The sequence below is a fragment of the Sediminibacterium soli genome, assembly GCF_009939225.1.
Lineage (GTDB): Bacteria > Bacteroidota > Bacteroidia > Chitinophagales > Chitinophagaceae > Sediminibacterium > Sediminibacterium soli.
The window spans coordinates 1,710,118-1,723,904 of the sequence record NZ_JAACJR010000008.1 but is presented as its reverse complement, the minus strand read 5'-3'; the positions used below and the strand labels follow the sequence as shown (position 1 = coordinate 1,723,904).

Below are 13,787 nucleotides of genomic sequence, written 5' to 3'. Positions count from 1 at the left end.
ATGATAAAGTACAAATGGTTACTGGGCGCAGCCATCGGTATCCTCGCAGGCTACGCGTATTATTATTTTGTCGGTTGTGCCACCGGCACCTGTCTTATTACTTCCAACCCGCTGAGCAGTATGGCTTATGGTGGTGTATTGGGCGCTTTGGCAACCGGTATTTTTTCAAAAAAACAAAAAAGGGAGAACCATGAACAATAACCCTACGGTCATCGACGTACGCACCCCCGCCGAATATGCGACCGGTTGCGTAACAGGAAGCATCAATATTCCACTCGCCGAATTGTCGCAACGCAGCAGCGAAATACAGGGGCTGCCACAGCCCATCCTGTTATGCTGTGCCAGCGGTATCCGCAGCGGTCAGGCAGCTTCTTTACTCCGGAACGGCGGCAGCTGGTTTGATGTGGACCTGTTAATAAACAAAAAATAAAAAGTACATGCTGCAACAATTAAAAAACCTATTCGGCATCGGCCGTCCCGCAGTGCCCTTTAAAGAACTGGTGGCAAATGGCGCACAGATCATTGACGTGAGAACAAAACCGGAATACCATACAGGACATATTGCCGGATCGGTGAACATTCCCCTGCAGGAACTCGGCGCGTCCCTTTCCAGGATCAGCAAAGACAAACCGGTGATCACCTGCTGCGCATCGGGTATGCGCAGCGCCTCCGCAAAATCCATACTGCGCTCGCAGGGGTTTAGCGAAGTGCATAACGGCGGCGGATGGATCGGACTGCAAAACAAAATTTCCTGATATGAAAAACAGGATACGCTACGGATGGAATTTTCAGCGGGTGCTGTACCTGCTGATCGGCATCGCGGTGATCGGACAGTCTATCGCCATACGCGAATGGGCCGGTCTGCTGATCGGCGGGTATTTTGCGGCCATGGGGCTGTTCGCATTCGGCTGCGCGGCAGGAAACTGTTTCAACGGATCCTGCAGCGTTCCCACAAAAACAGATGCCACGCCTGAGCAGCCGGAAGAACAGAACAGTTGATAAAGCCGGTACGACAAACGGTATGCGCGTGCCCAAAAATCCACTCAGCCCGCCGGCTCCCTGCTCCTGCTCTTCAGGTTATCGAAAGCGGCATCGTAATCGGTCCGCAGCGTACCCATCAGCCTGTCCCAGAAAGTAAAATACAAACCGTAATTACCCCTGAAATGCCGGTGGTGCTGGTTATGGCTTACCGAAGTATTGATCCACCTGCCCAGCCAGTGCCGGTTAAATCCCTTTGGGTATAATTCAAAGCCAAGATGACCGTACACATTATAAACCAGGCTCACCACAAAGAACACCATCAGGTGAATGCTGTGAACAGGAATGGCCAGGAGAAAAACAACAAAGATCAGTGAATTCAGCAGTGCTTCCGACGGCGAAAAAGCATAAGCGGCCCATGGCGAAGGATTGGTTGACCGGTGGTGCACCAGGTGTACCCGGCGAAACAGCAGCGGGTGGTGTATCAGCCTGTGCGTCCAGTAAAAATAAGTGTCGTGCAGCAGGAACAGCAGGGGAAACGCCGCTACCAGGTATGTCCATCCATATTCATTGATATCGGTATAAAACCGGGTATAAGGACGTATAACCGGGCTGTACAACATCAGCAGCGGCGGAATGGAAAAAATGATGATGGACAAAGTGGAATACAGGATCTCCCGGGCATAATCCGAGAGCCCGGGAAAACGGAGCTGTATCTTTTTTCCGGCAATGCGTTTTCTCAGCAGTACATAAAAAAGAAAGAAAACGGGCGCGGCCACAAAAAAATACCTGCCGGCATTGTCGAGCAGCAGGTATACGAATGTTTTCAGATCCATAAGCGGGTTTTACCGCACAAAACTATTTTGCGGCGCAGCGTGTCTGCTTAACCCCGGTTAATTTCTTATTTACCTGCCAGTCTTTTCCGCAGGCGACTCAGACTCGGGGCTTCTATGCCCAGGTAATCTGCCAGGTATTTCTGCGGTATCCGTTGAAAAGCGTTGGGAAAACGGTTCTCCAGATCGAGGTACCGTTCTTCCAGCGAGCGCGATTTGGTGGCCTGCTGGTGCAGCAACAGCGACCGTACCTCATCGGCCAGCAATTGTGTAAGCAGCGATTCAAATTTTGGCTGCTCCCTGAAAAGAATGCGCAGTTTTTCTTTATCGAGCATCAGTGTTTCACAGTCTTCCAGCGCAACCAGGTTCTTATGCGATGGCTGGTTAACCGACAAGCCTTCGGTATAGGTAAAAAAACAGTTCTCGTAAATAAATCCGCTGGCCCGCTCATGGCCGTCCTCATCGGGTATGGTGGCCACGATCAGTCCCCTGGTTAAAAAAGCCACGAACCGGCAATATTCGCCAACGCGCAGCAGGCAGTCCCCCTTTTTATATGTCTGGAACCGGCTGTACGCAAGGGCCCGCTCCAGCTCGTCGCTGCTGACAGAGATACGCGACCGGATAAAACGGGTAAGCTGTTCGTACATAACAGGGTTTGCCTAAAGGTAGCACTATGCAGCAGTGTTCGGTTAACCCGCAGCAGTACCCAATCGGAAAAAAAAATTTGCGTAGCTATTTAGCTACACATATATTTGTCGTCAAATAGCTACATAATGAATTTACGGAGAGATGCATTCCAGGCGATAGCGGATCCCACACGAAGGGCGATCCTGCTGCTGGTGGCATCGCAGGCAATGACAGCGGGAGCCATAGCCGCCAATTTTGATACGGCAAGACCCACGGTTTCCAGACACCTGCAGATACTGACGGAATGCGAATTACTGGGGCAGCAGCAGCAGGGAAGAGAAATGTATTACCATATCAACGCCAAAAAAATGAAGGAAGTGGCAGAGTTCATTGAACCCTTCCGGATGATCTGGGAGCACCGCTTTAACAAACTGGAATCCATCATGAAAAAATACAAAGCCAGAAAATAACCGTTATGGAACAGAAAACCAGGATACATGCCGAAGACGGAAAACAGGAGCTGCTGATCACCAGGGATTTTGCGCTGCCGTTGCCGCTTCTTTTTACCGCCTATACCGACCCGGAGATTGTGGCGCAATGGATGGGAACACGGGTGCTGACACTTGACAACAGGGTGCACGGAAGCTGGCGTTTTGAAACAACGGACCCCAAAGGAAACAAACACGGCTTCAACGGCGTGATCCATGAATTTGAAACCAACCGGAAAATTACCCGGACATTTGAGATGGAGAACACGCCGTTCAGTCCCTGGATCGAATACCTCGAGTTTGAAAGTCTTGACGGGGATACCAGCCGGCTCACCATGCAGCCGGTATACAGGTCTGTTGAACAGAGAGACCGCCTGCTGCAGCTGCCCTTTGCGCAGGGGATACAGATGGCCCATAACCGGATACAGGAAATTTTCAGCAAACCAAAATAACCGCTATGACAAAAAGAAACAGGATCATTTACTGGATCGCCACGCTCTGGCTTTCGCTGGGCATGCTTTCAACCGGCATCGTACAGTTACTGAAAACAAAAGAAGAAACCGAGCTGATGGCGCGGCTGGGTTACCCCGACTATTTTCTGACAGTAATCGGTGTGTGGAAAATACTTGGCGTGATTGCGGTGCTGGTGCCGAAATATCCCGTTTGGAAAGAATGGGCTTACGCCGGTTTTTTCTTTGCTATGTCGGGCGCCATTGTTTCCCATCTGGCTGTTGGCGACAAAGTCAGCGAACTTTTCGGACCGGTATTATTATTGCTGCTGACGGTGGTGTCCCGGTATTTCAGACCCGCTTCACGGAAAACGGTTTCCCCGAACGCATAAACGGACTATATGAACCCGAAAGTTGATTTCTTTTTTGCAAAAGCAAAGAGCTGGCAGAAAGAATACGAAAAGCTCAGAGAGATCCTGCTCGACTGCGGCCTTACAGAAGAATTGAAATGGGGTTGTCCCTGTTATACCCTGCAGCAGAAAAACCTGGTGCTGATACACGGTTTTAAAGACTACTGTGCGCTGCTTTTTTTCAAGGGCGCCCTGCTGCAGGATGCAAACGGCATACTGGTGCAGCAGACAGAGAATGTGCAGTCATCAAGACAGATCCGTTTTACCGGTCTCAAAGAGATCGCAAAACTGGAGCGGGTGCTGAAAGCCTATGTATACGAAGCGATCGAGGTGGAGAAAGCGGGTTTGAAAGTGGCGCTGAAGAAAACAAAAGAATTTCCAGCACCTGCAGAATTCCAGCAGGTGCTGACGAAAAATGCAGCGCTGAAAAAAGCATTCCATGCGTTAACACCCGGCAGGCAGCGGGCCTACCTCCTGTATTTTGCCGCACCCAAACAATCCGTTACAAGAGAATCGCGCGTAGCGAAATACACACCGCAGATCCTGGCCGGTAAAGGGTTGCATGACTGATACCGGCAGCCAAATGTTGATCAACACCTTCGTTACCAACAGATTTTTCTGTGGGCGAAGCCGGCTCGCATCTTTTTACCCCAGCGTATACCGGTAAAATTGCCGTAAAATAAATGTTCAGGCGTTTGAATTTCTGCTTTGCTTCCGTAATTTGGTATTCCCGCACACGGCCACTTCCTACCAGCAGTACCTAATTATCCGTAATACTAAACACACTTTATGAATCCAAACAAGGCATTATGGGAAAAAGGAGACTTTACGCGCATTGCGGAAACCATGCGTGAAAGCGGCGAAGCATTGATAGCCGATCTTGGCATCGGCGCCGGAAACAAAGTGCTTGACCTGGGCTGTGGCGATGGAACCACCGCGATTCCTTCCGCCAAACGCGGGGCCAGCGTAACCGGTGTTGATATCGCCGATAACCTGGTGGCTGCGGGCAACAAAAGGGTACTGCAGGAAGGACTGAACAACTGTGTGTTCATGCAGGGCGATGCATCTGATCTCAAAGACCTGCCCGATGCGGCTTTCGATATCACCATGAGCATATTCGGCGCCATGTTTGCACCCAAACCATTTGATGTGGCCAGGGAAATGGTGCGTGTAACCAAACCCGGTGGAAGGGTTATCATGGGAAACTGGATACCCGGAGATCCAACACTGGTGGCACAGATACTCAGGATCAGCTCCGCCTATACGCCACCGCCACCCGAAGGCTTTATCAGCCCGATGACCTGGGGTATGGAGCCCCATGTGATCGAAAGGTTTACACAGGCAGGCGTTCCCGCGGAAGCCATTTCTTTTGAGAGAGCTCCCTGGACTTTCCACGCCCCCTATTCTCCCACGGCATTTGTGGAAGCGTTCCGGAAATTTTACGGTCCAACCATGAATGCCTTTGAAGCCGCAGAAAAAAACGGGAAAGCCAGCGCCCTGCAACAGGAACTGGAAACATTGTTCCAGGCCGAAAACAAAAGCGGCTCGCCCGATAAAACAGCCATTACGGCAACCTACCTGCGCGTTACCGTGCAACGCCCGGAGATTTGATACCCTGGTTGCTGGCATTATGAAATGCCCCGCATTAAAATAAATAAATACCTTGTAAGCGGGTTACGAATGCATGGCCGGCGAAGCACGGGTTTTTACTGTTCTGTAAACGCCAGACGCCAGGTCCTGGCATGGAAATAAACCGGGAAAATTCACCGCAGAACAAACCTGAGTCTGCCAATCCATACAATAACATGTCTTACTGCCGGGCCATCGATTCGATGAATGAAGAGCGCAAAGCGCTGCACAAAACCTACCACGATACCCGCTACGGGTTTCCGATACACGATGACAACGAGCTGTTCTGTCGCCTGGTACTCGAGATCAACCAGGCGGGTCTTAGCTGGGAAACGATATTGAAAAAAGAGGCTGGCTTCCGCAGCGCCTACCATCATTTCGAGGTAAAAAAGGTTGCGGCGTATACAGACAAAGACCGCGAACGGCTGATGAACGATGCGGGCATCATACGCAACAGACTTAAAATAAATGCGGCTATCGAGAATGCAAAAACCATCCTGCAGCTGCAGCAAACCCATGGTTCATTCGAGAACTGGCTTTCGGCACATCATCCGCTCACAAAAGAAGCATGGGTAAAGCTGTTTAAAAAAACATTCCGTTTTACCGGCGGCGAGATCGTGAATGAGTTCCTGTTGAGCACCGGCTTCCTGCCGGGAGCGCATACAGAAGACTGTCCCGTTTTTAAAAAAGTACTCAGGCAAAAACCCAAATGGATCAAAGCCGGGTAATCAACGTCTAAAAATTACCAGCCATGTATAAAAAACCCGTTATTTTCTTTCTGATGCTGCTCTTATTTTTTGCCTGCAACACCAGGGTGGTGGATACAACACAGCTGCCCCTGCAGGGAACCTGGAAATTACTCAGCGGCACCCTGGTGGAAAAAGGCGATACCACCGTTACTGACTATACCCAAGACCGTTCTTTTATCAAGATCATCAACGCCACGCATTTTGCCTTTATGCAGCATGATCTTGCCAAAGGAAAAGACTCCGCAACCGCTGCCTTCAGTGCCGGCGGCGGAGCATATACGCTGAAAGACAGCACCTACACCGAACACCTCGAATACTGCAATGCCCGCGACTGGGAAGGACATGATTTCAGCTTCACCGTTACCATCAGAGGAGACACGCTGATACAGCGCGGAGTGGAGAAAGTGGAGGCGGCAGGCGTGGAAAGACTGAATATTGAGAAGTACCTGCGGGTTGGGAAATAGGGGGATTGGAATCTGAGGGAATAGCGCATGGCTAAATTGTTATATGGCTATCAACCATATAACAATTTAGCCATGCAGCCATCCAACCCGGTCCTGGAACTCTTTTTGCAGTATCTCCCCAAAACCAACACCCATGTCAGCAATAAAAAAGGTCTATCCCTGTCTCTGGTTCGACAGCAACGCGGAAGAAGCGGTGAATTTCTATCTATCCGTTTTTAAAAACGGCCGGATCCACAAGACCACCCATTTTGGAAAAGCGGGGTACGAAATACACAAAAGACCCGAAGGCAGCGTAATGACTATCGATTTTGAACTTGAGGGGCAGTTTTTTATGGCGCTGAACGGCGGTCCTTATTTCCAGTTCAACGAAGCGGTTTCCATTGTGATTGAGTGCGAAACACAGGAAGAGCTGGATGATTACTGGAACAAGCTCAGCGAGGGCGGAGATCCCAATGCGCAACAGTGCGGCTGGCTGAAAGACAGATACGGATTGTCCTGGCAGGTGGTTCCTTCCATCATGAATGAGTTGACACCCGAAAACCCCACGCCGGCTTCTGAAAAACTGATGGAAGCCATGCTCAAAATGAAAAAACTCGATATCGCCGCGCTGAAAAAAGCGGCGGACCAGTGATTATGCCGGAATCAGGTTGCAAAAACACAAAACAGGAGCTCGCCTCGCTGCGCTTGAAAAAGCGTTGGAAACAGCATGCATTTCGTTACAACAAAATAAGCGCTGCCCTAAAAATTCTGTTGACGGCACCGTAGCATTTTTACCGGCGAAAATGTATTTTACAGGGAAAATCACCCGATGCTGCCCTCCCTGCTTGTATCCCTCCTGCTTAGCCTGTTTTCTGCGCACACATCGTTCCAGACAGATTCGTTCCGGTGCATGCCCTGCGGACAGGACTGCGATAACACTGTTTACAGCAAACCGGGCAACTGCGGTGCCTGTCATATGGAACTGGTAAAAGCAAGCGGTATCTCGTTCCGCAATATGCCGGCATCGATGGTATGCGCGTATATCAAAACCCATCCTGATATGGTGTTGCTCGATGTGCGCACCAGGGAAGAGTACAGCGGCAAAGCCAATCCTGATTACGGAACACTCATCAATGCGATCAATATTCCCATACAGGAACTCGAGACCCGGATCGGCGAACTTGATGCATACCGGAAAAAGGAAATACTCGTATTCTGCTCACACAGTCACCGCAGCCCGAGGGCAAGTTACCTGCTGACGCAAAAAGGATTTACCGTGATCAATATGTCGGGCGGAATGAGTGTATTCAACGGACCCTGTAAAAAATAAACCATGCACGGCAGGAAAACCCTGGTCACGATTGCCGCCTGTGTCGCAGCGGTTGTATCGCTTGCACAAAAACCCTTTAAGGTAATTGCTTTCTATACCGGCAAACAGGACCTGGCGCATATCAGTTTTGTGCAGGAGGCAAATACCTGGTTTCCCGAAATGGGCAAGCAATACCATTTTACCTATGATGCCACAGACGACTGGTCAAAGCTGAATGCGGATTTTCTGGCCGCTTACCGGGTAATACTTTTTCTTGATACAAGGCCCGAACTGCCCGCGCAGCGTAAGGCGTTTCAGGAGTATATGGAGAATGGCGGCGGCTTTATCGGTTTTCATTTCTCGGGGTTTGCCTTAACGCCTTCGGCGTATAAACAGGATTGGGACTGGTACCACAATGTATTTCTCGGATCGGGTCAGTACGGCAGCAATACCTGGCGGCCAACTGCGGCTATACTTCGTAAAGAAGACCGAAATCACCCTGCCGTAAAAAATATCCCCGAAACATTTAAGACAGCGCCCAACGAATGGTATCGCTGGCAGAACGATCTGCGGAAGAACCCGGATATCAAGATATTGTTCTCGATAGACTCCACCAGTTTTCCGCTTGGCACCGGTCCAAAGCCGCACGAGATATGGCGCAGCGGTTATTACCCCGTGGTATGGACAAATACAAAGTACCGCATGTTGTATATGAATATGGGACACAACGATATGGACTATGGTGGCACCAACAAAACGCTGTCCTCCACGTTCAGCAGTCCCGAACAGGACCGGCTGATCATCAATACCCTGCTCTGGCTGGGAAAGGAAAAATAAAGCGGCTGCCATGGCGATCAGCGCTTAGGAGTACCGGCAGGTCAGTCTGTGATGAAGGCATATTTCGCCCCGGCATATTTGGACTTCTGCAGCTGGGTTTTCAGGTTGAAAAAAGATTCGTAAGGACCTCTGGAAGACAGCATGTTTACCAGCCAGGCAGGCAATGCGCCGGCGGGGTCTACCTGCAGTTCGTATTGCACATATGCCTGGTTGCTGTTGAGCGGCTGTATCGTCCAGTTGCCAATGGATTGGGTTACTCTTACGATCCCCTTTTTCTCGGGTACCATGTCAGATACGTTTTCTGCATGCGCATGAATGGTTTTGGTGGATGCATCCTGGCTGATGGTAAGGTGCGCCACAAAATCGCGGTTGGCCACGGGCCAGGGAAACTTTATCTCCGAATAATAATACACATCCGCAGCAGACATTGTTTTTACGGGTATGCAGGATTTGGTACTGTATAACCAGTCGGTTGCCCCCTCAATATCCAGTATCACCGCCACCAGCCGGGAGGCCGGTACATCAAACGTAGATTCCACTTTCAGCGCGTGGATCCTTGACCCCGGCACTTCCCGCGCATACACGCGGATGCCGTTTTTATTCGTACGCAGTTTCCAGTCCTGCGCCCCTGCACCACTGCACAGCAAACAGGCCAGCACGATCATCGCGGATAGTTTACGCATGCTGCAAAAGTAAACGGGGCAAATGTTCCGCGGTGTTAAATCAATGGCACTTGTATATGTTGTTGGTTGCCATCATGTTACACCAAAACAGGCATGATAGCTGCACGGTTATATTGTTATGCAGGCGGATGGTGGTGGTAGGCGGTACATTTTTACACCCCGCACAAATTCCACGTATAAATACGCTTTCGTGTGTCTGTCGCAGCGGTTAGTTTTGGATCGCGGCAATAAGTGGCAAACTAAATACGTTAGTAAAAAAATTACTAAAAAAATTAGTGTGCATAAGTAAAATGACTTACTTTTACCACTCCATTAAATTTGACCCTCTAAATTCGACACCATGAGTAACGCAGAAAAACTGAAGGCTTTAAAGCTGACGATCGACAAGATTGACAAGGACTACGGAAAGGGCAGTGTGATGATGATGAACGAAAAAAGCCAGGAGCCGATGGAAGTGATTTCCACGGGTTCCATCGGTCTGGATGCGGCGCTGGGCGTGGGCGGATTGCCGAAGGGTCGTATCGTGGAGATCTATGGGCCGGAGTCTTCCGGTAAGACCACCATCGCCACGCATGTGATCGCCGAAGCGCAGAAAAAAGGCGGTATGTGCGCCATCATAGATGCGGAACATGCGTTCGACAGCAGCTATGCACAGAAACTGGGTGTGGATGTAGACAACCTGCTGATCTCTCAACCCGATTACGGTGAGCAGGCATTGGAGATCGCCGACAGGCTGATCCTTTCCGGTGCGCTGGATGTGGTGGTGATCGATTCTGTTGCCGCGCTGGTTCCCAAAAGCGAACTGGAAGGCGAGATGGGCGACAGTAAAATGGGACTGCATGCAAGACTGATGAGCCAGGCGCTGCGTAAGCTCACGGCCACCATCAATAAAACAGGCACTATCTGCATATTCATCAACCAGCTCCGCGAAAAGATCGGTGTGATGTTCGGCAACCCCGAAACGACCACCGGTGGTAATGCGCTGAAGTTTTACGCTTCCGTGCGACTGGATATCCGCCGTACGGCGCAGATCAAAGACGGTGATGCCGCTATCGGCAACCATGTAAAAGTAAAAGTGGTGAAGAACAAAGTGGCGCCGCCTTTCCGCGCGGCCGAATTCGATATCATTTTCGGCGAAGGTGTGAGCAAACTGGGCGAGATCATCGATATGGGCGTGGAACTGGGTATTGTGCAGAAAAGCGGATCCTGGTTCAGTTATGAAAGCAACAAACTCGGCCAGGGCCGCGATGCGGTGAAATCCCTGCTGGCAGATAATCCCGAACTTTCTGCCGAGATCGAAGCCAAGATCAGGGCCAAGCTTTCCGATGTAAAACAGGCTGCGGAAGCACAATAAAGTTTTTTTAGATGGGTTAGTTTATACAAAGGGGTTGCACGCAGGTGCGACCTTTTTGTTTTGAAATTCGTGGGAACAGGCTGTTTTTAATAGAAAACTTCTATTAGACAAAAGCTAAATACCATTAAACACCCTATTTTGAATAGGGCTTGCGTATTTTTAAGCATAAGCTACCCTTCATTGCTGTACCTGTTGATCAAAATACCCGTGAGGCTGGCCCTGGCTGTTTTCTGCCGGAAGATCGATTCCGGTCCTTCCGGTCTTTACCGCACAAAAGGCCCCCTGCTGCTGGTTGCCAACCATCCCAATTCTTTTCTCGATGCGGTCATCATCGGCTCCCGGTTTGCCAGACCGGTTCATTTCCTGGCCCGCGGAGATGCGTTTCAAAAACCCCGGCACCGCAGATGGCTGGGCTGGCTGAACATGATACCCGTTTACCGCCTGTCCGAAGGCAAAGAAAACCTGGCGCTGAACGATCATGCATTTAAACGCTGCAGCGAGATACTGGCCCGCAATGGCATCGTACTGATATTCATCGAAGGAATTTGCGTGAACAGCCATACGCTGCAGCCATTCAAAAAAGGCGCGGCCCGTATTGCGATGGAGAACCGTTGCCTGCCGGGGTTTCGCGTTTTACCCGTAGGCATTGCTTATGACTCCCTGCATGGCATCGGTAAGACCGTGCGTATCAGTATGGGAAACACTTCGTCGGCGGAAGAGCTGCTGCCTTATGCTGAAGAAGCAAAGAACCTGCGCTGTTTCAATGACCGGATGCTGCAGCAACTGGCGCCCCTGGTACTAGTGCCCCGGCCGGCGCCGGCAAACGGATTAAAGAACCTATTGCTGCTGCCCGCTGTCATCGGTTATTTATTGCATATCGTTCCCTTTAGCCTGGTACGCATGGTGGTGTCGGCAAAGACCCAGTCCACCGTTTTTTACGATTCGGTATTGTTTGCATCGCTGTTGCTGCTGTACCCGTTTTATTTGTTATTGATAACTTTACTGCTGGCGGCATACCATGTTTCTTTTATTTACCTATTTTTCATAACAGTGGCTTTTCCGGCACTGGCATCTGGCGCGGTGCATTTTTTCAAAGAAGAGAAACCGGAGATTTCGCATGATAAACTGATACCTTCCTATGGCAAAGATCAAAACGCTCGGACGTAAAAAAACAGTGGCCATGGTGGCGCACGATCATAAAAAAGCCGACCTGATAGACTGGGCCGTCTACAACAAAACAGCCCTGGCCACACACGACCTGGTGGCTACCGGTACCACGGGCAAACTGCTGGAGGAGCAATTGGGCAGACCGGTGAAAAGGGTGCTGAGCGGACCGCTGGGTGGCGACCAGCAGATAGGCGCCATGATAGCAAACGGGGAGATCGACATCATGGTCTTTTTCTGGGACCCGATGGAGGCGCAGCCGCACGACAGCGATGTAAAAGCCCTGCTGCGTCTATGCGTTGCCTGGAATATTCCCATGGCCTGCGATCGCGCCACGGCTGATTTCATCATGACCTCGCCGTTTATGCACACCGCTTATGATTCCATATTGCCCGACTATACGGATTATTTAAACAGAGATATCAGGGACAATGAGTGAGATCGTTTTACGCCCCTGGCAAAAACAGGACGCACAGCCGCTGGCCGCTATCGCCAATAACCGCAGGATATGGAACAATGTCCGTGACAGGCTGCCCAGTCCTTATACGGTTGTCGATGCCCTGCAATGGATCGCGCACGTAAGCAAGGAAGACCCGATGGTGCATTTTGCCATCGACTACAGGGGTCAGCTGGCCGGCAGTATCGGTTGCATGCTGAAAGAAGACATCTCGCGCAAATCGGTGGAGATCGGTTACCTGGTGGGCGAACCCTTCTGGGGAAAAGGGATAGCAACCGAAGCCGTACGGCTGATACTTGGCTTTATTGAAACCAGACTGGATATGGTGCGTGTGTTTGCACATGTATTTGCACACAATGCCGCATCCATGCAGGTGCTGCGTAAGAACGGTTTTTACCTCGAGTCCATTCAACGCAGGGCTGTGATCAAGAACAACCAGGTGCTGGATGATTATATATGGGTGAAACTGCTTGAAAAGGCATGATTTTTTAACCGCTAAAAACAAAACATATGCGCTGGCAGGGACGACGCGAAAGCGATAATGTAGACGATCGCCGCGGTATCGGCGGCGGTGGCATCATTGCCGGCGGCGGCATCGGTGCCGTGATCATCGGCATATTGTACCTGCTGCTTGGCGGCAACCCCTCTGATCTGCCAACGCAGACCCTGCAGCCGCAGCAACAGGTTTCCGCGCCGCGCAGTCCGGAGGAAGAACGGCTTGCGTCGTTTTCCAAAGTGGTGCTGGCAGATACCGAAGACGTGTGGGAACAGGTGTTTAAGGAAAACGGCGGTCATTATTCGCAACCCACCATGGTACTCTTTACCCAGCAAACACAGTCGGGCTGCGGTTTTTCGAGCGCGGCTACCGGTCCTTTTTATTGCCCTTCCGATGAACGGATCTACCTCGACCTTTCTTTTTTTGACGAGCTCTCGCGCCGTTTCAAGGCACCCGGTGAGTTTGCAATGGCGTATGTGATCGCACATGAGGTTGGTCATCACATACAGAAACTCATGGGCACATACGACGAACTGGAGCAGCAGCGCAGTGCCCTGAGTGAAAAGGAATACAACAAACTTTCCGTGAAGGCCGAGCTGCAGGCCGATTTCTATGCAGGCGTATGGGCCAACCGCGCGCAGAAAATGAAACAGCTGCTCGAAAGCGGCGATATTGAATCGGCATTGACGGCCGCCAACGCCATCGGCGACGACCGTTTGCAGATGCAGAGCCAGGGTTATGTGGTGCCGGATGCCTTTACACATGGCACTTCGCAGCAACGTATGTACTGGTTTAAAAAAGGATTTGAAACCGGCGATGTAAAACAGGGAAACACGTTTGTTTCCGAAAGATGACCGGCCTGCGTCGCCCCATTTTTTATA

22 protein-coding genes are annotated in these 13,787 nt (G+C 50.7%); 19 read left to right on the top strand and 3 right to left on the bottom strand.

The annotated features are described in order from the left end of the window. The 4 genes from GWC94_RS14595 to GWC94_RS14580 are packed head-to-tail and all read left to right on the top strand — an operon-like array spanning position 1 to position 999. The gene (locus GWC94_RS14595) at positions 1–201 is read left to right on the top strand and encodes a hypothetical protein (RefSeq protein WP_161835741.1); all 201 of its coding nucleotides are present in this window, start codon (positions 1–3) and stop codon (positions 199–201) included. After that, the gene (locus GWC94_RS14590; RefSeq protein WP_161835740.1) at positions 191–430 is read left to right on the top strand and encodes a rhodanese-like domain-containing protein; all 240 of its coding nucleotides are present in this window, start codon (positions 191–193) and stop codon (positions 428–430) included. The genes GWC94_RS14595 and GWC94_RS14590 overlap by 11 nt, the downstream gene beginning before the upstream one ends. A 7-nt stretch (positions 431–437) precedes the next feature. Next, entirely contained in the window at positions 438–755 is a 318-nt protein-coding gene (locus GWC94_RS14585; protein WP_161835739.1) for a rhodanese-like domain-containing protein, read from the top strand. Position 756: 1 nt separating this feature from the next. Continuing rightward, positions 757–999: a hypothetical protein gene (locus GWC94_RS14580; RefSeq protein ID WP_161835738.1), complete on the top strand. Its 243-nt coding sequence runs from the start codon at positions 757–759 to the stop codon at positions 997–999. A gap of 44 nt (positions 1,000–1,043) precedes the next feature. On the opposite strand, the gene GWC94_RS14575 is transcribed toward GWC94_RS14580, so the two are convergent. Together GWC94_RS14575 and GWC94_RS14570 are read right to left on the bottom strand one after the other, a co-directional pair. Continuing rightward, the gene (locus GWC94_RS14575) at positions 1,044–1,814 is read right to left on the bottom strand and encodes a sterol desaturase family protein (protein WP_161835737.1); all 771 of its coding nucleotides are present in this window, start codon (positions 1,812–1,814) and stop codon (positions 1,044–1,046) included. A gap of 65 nt (positions 1,815–1,879) precedes the next feature. Then, entirely contained in the window at positions 1,880–2,458 is a 579-nt protein-coding gene (locus tag GWC94_RS14570) for a Crp/Fnr family transcriptional regulator (RefSeq protein WP_161835736.1), read from the bottom strand. 126 nt (positions 2,459–2,584) lie between these two features. Here GWC94_RS14570 and GWC94_RS14565 point away from each other — a divergent pair, with 126 nt between their 5' ends. The 10 genes from GWC94_RS14565 to GWC94_RS14520 all read left to right on the top strand — a co-directional run bounded on the left by GWC94_RS14565 (position 2,585) and on the right by GWC94_RS14520 (position 8,752). Beyond that, positions 2,585–2,908, top strand: coding sequence for an ArsR/SmtB family transcription factor (locus GWC94_RS14565; RefSeq protein ID WP_161835735.1), 324 nt, complete (start codon positions 2,585–2,587; stop codon positions 2,906–2,908). Between the two features lie 5 nt (positions 2,909–2,913). Then, on the top strand, positions 2,914–3,378 hold the full coding sequence (locus tag GWC94_RS14560; RefSeq protein WP_161835734.1) for an SRPBCC domain-containing protein: 465 nt from the start codon (positions 2,914–2,916) through the stop codon (positions 3,376–3,378). A gap of 5 nt (positions 3,379–3,383) precedes the next feature. Continuing rightward, positions 3,384–3,767, top strand: a complete 384-nt coding sequence (locus GWC94_RS14555) for a DoxX family protein (RefSeq protein ID WP_161835733.1) — start codon at positions 3,384–3,386, stop codon at positions 3,765–3,767. A gap of 9 nt (positions 3,768–3,776) precedes the next feature. Further along, the gene (locus tag GWC94_RS14550) at positions 3,777–4,355 is read left to right on the top strand and encodes a YdeI/OmpD-associated family protein (protein WP_161835732.1); all 579 of its coding nucleotides are present in this window, start codon (positions 3,777–3,779) and stop codon (positions 4,353–4,355) included. A 219-nt stretch (positions 4,356–4,574) separates the two neighbouring features. After that, positions 4,575–5,396 carry a class I SAM-dependent methyltransferase gene (locus GWC94_RS14545; RefSeq protein WP_161835731.1) on the top strand — a complete coding sequence of 274 codons (822 nt, stop codon included), beginning with the start codon at positions 4,575–4,577 and terminating at the stop codon, positions 5,394–5,396. A 194-nt stretch (positions 5,397–5,590) separates the two neighbouring features. After that, positions 5,591–6,142: a DNA-3-methyladenine glycosylase I gene (locus tag GWC94_RS14540; protein ID WP_161835730.1), complete on the top strand. Its 552-nt coding sequence runs from the start codon at positions 5,591–5,593 to the stop codon at positions 6,140–6,142. Positions 6,143–6,165: 23 nt separating this feature from the next. Continuing rightward, a complete protein-coding gene (locus GWC94_RS14535) occupies positions 6,166–6,627 on the top strand; it encodes a lipocalin-like domain-containing protein (RefSeq protein ID WP_161835729.1) in 462 nt (153 codons plus the stop codon). 133 nt (positions 6,628–6,760) lie between these two features. Next, positions 6,761–7,258 (top strand): VOC family protein, encoded by a 498-nt coding sequence (locus tag GWC94_RS14530; protein WP_161835728.1) that lies wholly within the window; start codon positions 6,761–6,763, stop codon positions 7,256–7,258. Positions 7,259–7,435: 177 nt separating this feature from the next. Beyond that, a complete protein-coding gene (locus GWC94_RS14525) occupies positions 7,436–7,936 on the top strand; it encodes a rhodanese-like domain-containing protein (RefSeq protein WP_161835727.1) in 501 nt (166 codons plus the stop codon). A gap of 3 nt (positions 7,937–7,939) precedes the next feature. Continuing rightward, positions 7,940–8,752 (top strand): ThuA domain-containing protein, encoded by an 813-nt coding sequence (locus GWC94_RS14520; RefSeq protein ID WP_161835726.1) that lies wholly within the window; start codon positions 7,940–7,942, stop codon positions 8,750–8,752. A gap of 41 nt (positions 8,753–8,793) precedes the next feature. Here GWC94_RS14520 and GWC94_RS14515 read toward each other — a convergent pair whose 3' ends face one another. Next, positions 8,794–9,435 carry an START domain-containing protein gene (locus GWC94_RS14515; protein ID WP_161835725.1) on the bottom strand — a complete coding sequence of 214 codons (642 nt, stop codon included), beginning with the start codon at positions 9,433–9,435 and terminating at the stop codon, positions 8,794–8,796. Between the two features lie 340 nt (positions 9,436–9,775). Here GWC94_RS14515 and recA point away from each other — a divergent pair, with 340 nt between their 5' ends. The 5 genes from recA (at position 9,776) to ypfJ (ending at position 13,760) form a co-directional block, all read left to right on the top strand. Continuing rightward, positions 9,776–10,789: a recombinase RecA gene (gene recA / locus GWC94_RS14510; protein ID WP_161835724.1), complete on the top strand. Its 1,014-nt coding sequence runs from the start codon at positions 9,776–9,778 to the stop codon at positions 10,787–10,789. A 180-nt stretch (positions 10,790–10,969) separates the two neighbouring features. Beyond that, the gene (locus GWC94_RS14505) at positions 10,970–11,956 is read left to right on the top strand and encodes a 1-acyl-sn-glycerol-3-phosphate acyltransferase (RefSeq protein ID WP_161835723.1); all 987 of its coding nucleotides are present in this window, start codon (positions 10,970–10,972) and stop codon (positions 11,954–11,956) included. Continuing rightward, positions 11,928–12,392 carry a methylglyoxal synthase gene (locus tag GWC94_RS14500; RefSeq protein WP_161835722.1) on the top strand — a complete coding sequence of 155 codons (465 nt, stop codon included), beginning with the start codon at positions 11,928–11,930 and terminating at the stop codon, positions 12,390–12,392. The genes GWC94_RS14505 and GWC94_RS14500 overlap by 29 nt, the downstream gene beginning before the upstream one ends. Next, positions 12,385–12,894 (top strand): GNAT family N-acetyltransferase, encoded by a 510-nt coding sequence (locus tag GWC94_RS14495; RefSeq protein WP_161835721.1) that lies wholly within the window; start codon positions 12,385–12,387, stop codon positions 12,892–12,894. Before GWC94_RS14500 ends, GWC94_RS14495 begins: the two co-directional genes overlap by 8 nt. A gap of 26 nt (positions 12,895–12,920) precedes the next feature. Then, on the top strand, positions 12,921–13,760 hold the full coding sequence (ypfJ, locus tag GWC94_RS14490; RefSeq protein ID WP_161835720.1) for a KPN_02809 family neutral zinc metallopeptidase: 840 nt from the start codon (positions 12,921–12,923) through the stop codon (positions 13,758–13,760). The last annotated feature ends 27 nt before the right edge of the window (positions 13,761–13,787 follow it).

What these genes read in the sequence shown, in the direction of transcription:
- GWC94_RS14565 (WP_161835735.1), top strand. Translation starts at nt 2,585, where the DNA reads ATGAATTTACGGAGAGATGCATTCCAGGCGATAGCGGATCCCACACGA.
- GWC94_RS14520 (WP_161835726.1), top strand. Translation starts at nt 7,940, where the DNA reads ATGCACGGCAGGAAAACCCTGGTCACGATTGCCGCCTGTGTCGCAGCG.
- GWC94_RS14555 (WP_161835733.1), top strand. Translation starts at nt 3,384, where the DNA reads ATGACAAAAAGAAACAGGATCATTTACTGGATCGCCACGCTCTGGCTT.
- GWC94_RS14550 (WP_161835732.1), top strand. Translation starts at nt 3,777, where the DNA reads ATGAACCCGAAAGTTGATTTCTTTTTTGCAAAAGCAAAGAGCTGGCAG.
- GWC94_RS14590 (WP_161835740.1), top strand. Translation starts at nt 191, where the DNA reads ATGAACAATAACCCTACGGTCATCGACGTACGCACCCCCGCCGAATAT.
- GWC94_RS14580 (WP_161835738.1), top strand. Translation starts at nt 757, where the DNA reads ATGAAAAACAGGATACGCTACGGATGGAATTTTCAGCGGGTGCTGTAC.
- GWC94_RS14515 (WP_161835725.1), bottom strand. Translation starts at nt 9,435, where the DNA reads ATGCGTAAACTATCCGCGATGATCGTGCTGGCCTGTTTGCTGTGCAGT.
- GWC94_RS14585 (WP_161835739.1), top strand. Translation starts at nt 438, where the DNA reads ATGCTGCAACAATTAAAAAACCTATTCGGCATCGGCCGTCCCGCAGTG.
- GWC94_RS14525 (WP_161835727.1), top strand. Translation starts at nt 7,436, where the DNA reads ATGCTGCCCTCCCTGCTTGTATCCCTCCTGCTTAGCCTGTTTTCTGCG.
- GWC94_RS14495 (WP_161835721.1), top strand. Translation starts at nt 12,385, where the DNA reads ATGAGTGAGATCGTTTTACGCCCCTGGCAAAAACAGGACGCACAGCCG.
- GWC94_RS14500 (WP_161835722.1), top strand. Translation starts at nt 11,928, where the DNA reads ATGGCAAAGATCAAAACGCTCGGACGTAAAAAAACAGTGGCCATGGTG.
- GWC94_RS14575 (WP_161835737.1), bottom strand. Translation starts at nt 1,814, where the DNA reads ATGGATCTGAAAACATTCGTATACCTGCTGCTCGACAATGCCGGCAGG.
- GWC94_RS14540 (WP_161835730.1), top strand. Translation starts at nt 5,591, where the DNA reads ATGTCTTACTGCCGGGCCATCGATTCGATGAATGAAGAGCGCAAAGCG.
- GWC94_RS14535 (WP_161835729.1), top strand. Translation starts at nt 6,166, where the DNA reads ATGTATAAAAAACCCGTTATTTTCTTTCTGATGCTGCTCTTATTTTTT.
- GWC94_RS14545 (WP_161835731.1), top strand. Translation starts at nt 4,575, where the DNA reads ATGAATCCAAACAAGGCATTATGGGAAAAAGGAGACTTTACGCGCATT.
- GWC94_RS14530 (WP_161835728.1), top strand. Translation starts at nt 6,761, where the DNA reads ATGTCAGCAATAAAAAAGGTCTATCCCTGTCTCTGGTTCGACAGCAAC.
- recA (WP_161835724.1), top strand. Translation starts at nt 9,776, where the DNA reads ATGAGTAACGCAGAAAAACTGAAGGCTTTAAAGCTGACGATCGACAAG.
- ypfJ (WP_161835720.1), top strand. Translation starts at nt 12,921, where the DNA reads ATGCGCTGGCAGGGACGACGCGAAAGCGATAATGTAGACGATCGCCGC.
- GWC94_RS14595 (WP_161835741.1), top strand. Translation starts at nt 1, where the DNA reads ATGATAAAGTACAAATGGTTACTGGGCGCAGCCATCGGTATCCTCGCA.
- GWC94_RS14570 (WP_161835736.1), bottom strand. Translation starts at nt 2,458, where the DNA reads ATGTACGAACAGCTTACCCGTTTTATCCGGTCGCGTATCTCTGTCAGC.
- GWC94_RS14560 (WP_161835734.1), top strand. Translation starts at nt 2,914, where the DNA reads ATGGAACAGAAAACCAGGATACATGCCGAAGACGGAAAACAGGAGCTG.